We start from the raw sequence: 2,662 nt of genomic DNA, 5'->3' as shown, positions 1-2,662 counted from the left end.
GACTTAAATCGGGTCAGCTCAATCCGCTTGATGTACATCACACCCCACATCTAGCGTGGCCACCGGCAGATGATGGCAACAGGCTAGCATGGGTAGCAAAAACCTGTGCAGCTCAAGTTTCTTAGGACGGCTTGGCATCTGAGTCTGCACCTGTTGAGTCTACATCTGTGCTGACGAGCAGGTCGGCCTTTTGGAGAAGACGATGCACCTCCGCCCTCAGCTCCGGCCAGCGGTAGGTCAGTAAGTTTGCCTTGGAGATAAACAGCAGCCGGTATCCGGGTTTCAGGTTTGGGCACAGGGGGCGCAAGATTTCTCGCAACTGGCGGCGCAGCCGATTCCGCTTTACGGCAGATTTGCTCACCTTTCTGCCGATCACCAGCCCCACTTGGCTAGGGATCCCTTCGCACCCTGCGGGCATCGGCTGAAACAGCAGGGTCAAGCCTGCACCGGAACGACGTTGGCCCCCCTGGTAGAGCGCCTGAAAAGCTCGTCGATCCCGCAATCGATGAGGAGCCGGCAACATTGGGCACCGAGGAGAGTCTGCCCCAGAAGTCAGCGAGTTTTGGGCTGCAACGCTCCAAAAAACCAAGACAAATCAAATCTCTGACCAAAGGGCTTAGGAAACCGCCAGGCGATAACGCCCCTTGGCCCGCCGTCGCCGCAAGACCTGACGCCCAGTTGCCGTTCGCATTCTGGCCCGAAACCCAGAAACCCGAATGCGTCTGCGATTGGTGCCACGAAGGGTACGCTGAGTCATGGTGAGAAGCCAACCAATGAAGCCAAGATCATCTGCCAGAGCTGACCAGACTGCCATTCAGCCTGCTGGCAACTGATCACAGGTGGTTAATCTTAGCAGACTCAATGGAAAATTGCTAGATTGGCCACCCCGCGCCGAGCAGTTAAATTGGGAATCCCGAAGCTCCTGTCGAGGAAGCCGCCGCTGTTTCCTCTGGGCTTCTGCTGTGTCGCTCTGAGTGTGTGGTGTGGATATTTCCCTGGATCAGCTCTGGGATGAAGCCCTGTGTCATCTGCAGGTGCAGCTCAGCCGCCCAACCTTTGAGGCTTGGATCAAAACGGCGCGGGCTGAATCGTTGGTGGACAACCGCCTCACCATCTGTACCCCCAGCGAATGGGCACGGGGCTGGCTGCAAAAGCACTACGCTTCCACCATCACCGAGGTGGTGCAGCGGGTAGCCGGGATCCCTTTGCAGGTGGAGTTTTCCGTTTCCCCCCACGCTTCTGTCGAGGCAGAACCCCCTTCAAGAACCATTTCCCCAACATCGGGCAGAGCCGGCAGCTTACCTGCCTCCACCACCCTAGGACTGGAAGTCGGCGGCAGCCTGCCCATGCGGGCGCCGGATCTCAACCCCAAGTATTCCTTCTCGCGGTTTGTGGTTGGCCCCAACAACCGCATGGCTCACGCTGCAGCTCTGGCTGTGGCCGACAAGCCTGGGCGCGCCTACAACCCCCTGTTTCTCTGCGGTGGGGTGGGTCTGGGCAAAACCCACCTGATGCAGGCCATTGGCCACTACCAGCTAGAGGCAAATCCACAGGCCAAAGTCTTTTACGTGTCCACCGAACGGTTTACCAACGATTTAATCGATGCCATCCGGCGAGACAGCATGCAGTCTTTCCGGGAGCACTATCGGGATGTGGATATTTTATTGGTGGATGACGTTCAATTTATCGAAGGCAAAGAGTACACCCAAGAGGAGTTTTTTCACACCTTTAACACCCTGCACGAGTCCGGCAAGCAGATTGTGCTGGCCGCCGACCGTTCTCCTCATCTGATCCCGCGTCTGCAGGAACGTCTCTGTTCTCGGTTTTCGATGGGCCTGATTGCCGAAATTCAATCGCCGGATATCGAAACCCGCATGGCCATTCTCAAGAAGAAAGCCGAGTACGAGGGGATGAACCTGCCCGCCGACGTGATCGAGTACATTGCCACCACCTACACCAGCAACATCCGCGAGCTGGAAGGTGCCCTGATCCGCGCCGTCGCCTATGTTTCCATTTCTGGCTTGCCGATGAGCGTGGAGACGATTCAGCCCATCCTCAATCCCCCCAGCGAGCCGAAAGAGATCACCGCCGACATGATTACCGATGTGGTCTGTGAAGAATTCGGCATCGACCGAGAAAGTTTACTGGGATCCTCCCGCAAGCGTGACATCAGCCAAGCACGGCAAATTGCCATGTTTTTGATGCGCCACTACACCAACCTCAGCTTGCCCAAAATTGGCGATTACTTTGGGGGAAAAGATCACACCACCGTTCTCTATAGCTGTGAGAAAGTCAGTCAGCTACAGCGGGAAAGTCTGCAGTTTGAACGGCAACTGCAAAAATTGGTCGAGCGCTTGCGGGTGGTTGCCAACAGCCGGAGCAGCTAGGCTTTCTGTTGTCGCTGGGCCGTCTTTGAGGTGTTGTTGCCGCCCTTTGGCTCTGCCCGTCTGCGTGGAGAATCTCTCGGAAAGCAGCTACAGTAGGGACGCAATGAATGTGGTTGCAGGTGGTGAGACAGTCTGGCAAAGGGCTTCGCCTGGGTATGCTGCTCCTCTGGGCTGGACTGGTGCCTGAGCGGCCGGTTTGGGCCAATTCCCAGCAAGCCCCTATTCCAGATCCGGTGCCGGCCACGCTCTCAGCCGCTTTGGATTTGGGCTTGGAT

General features: G+C 56.9%; 3 protein-coding genes. 1 reads left to right on the top strand and 2 read right to left on the bottom strand.

Going from position 1 to position 2,662, the window contains the following annotated elements; genetic code table 11:
• Nucleotides 1–121: 121 nt before the first annotated feature.
• Both rnpA and rpmH read right to left on the bottom strand, forming a co-directional pair.
• Nucleotides 122–523, bottom strand: coding sequence for a ribonuclease P protein component (rnpA, locus tag NW819_RS13720; protein WP_011434476.1), 402 nt, complete (start codon nt 521–523; stop codon nt 122–124).
• Between the two features lie 93 nt (nt 524–616).
• Nucleotides 617–757 (bottom strand): 50S ribosomal protein L34, encoded by a 141-nt coding sequence (gene rpmH, locus NW819_RS13715; protein ID WP_011434477.1) that lies wholly within the window; start codon nt 755–757, stop codon nt 617–619.
• Nucleotides 758–983: 226 nt separating this feature from the next.
• Here rpmH and dnaA point away from each other — a divergent pair, with 226 nt between their 5' ends.
• Nucleotides 984–2,387 carry a chromosomal replication initiator protein DnaA gene (gene dnaA / locus NW819_RS13710; protein ID WP_414414088.1) on the top strand — a complete coding sequence of 468 codons (1,404 nt, stop codon included), beginning with the start codon at nt 984–986 and terminating at the stop codon, nt 2,385–2,387.
• The last annotated feature ends 275 nt before the right edge of the window (nt 2,388–2,662 follow it).

Source organism: Synechococcus sp. R8-2 (assembly GCF_047461715.1).
Lineage (GTDB): Bacteria > Cyanobacteriota > Cyanobacteriia > Thermostichales > Thermostichaceae > Thermostichus.
The sequence above is the reverse complement of the archived record's forward strand: the minus strand, read 5'-3'. Positions and strand labels throughout refer to the sequence as shown.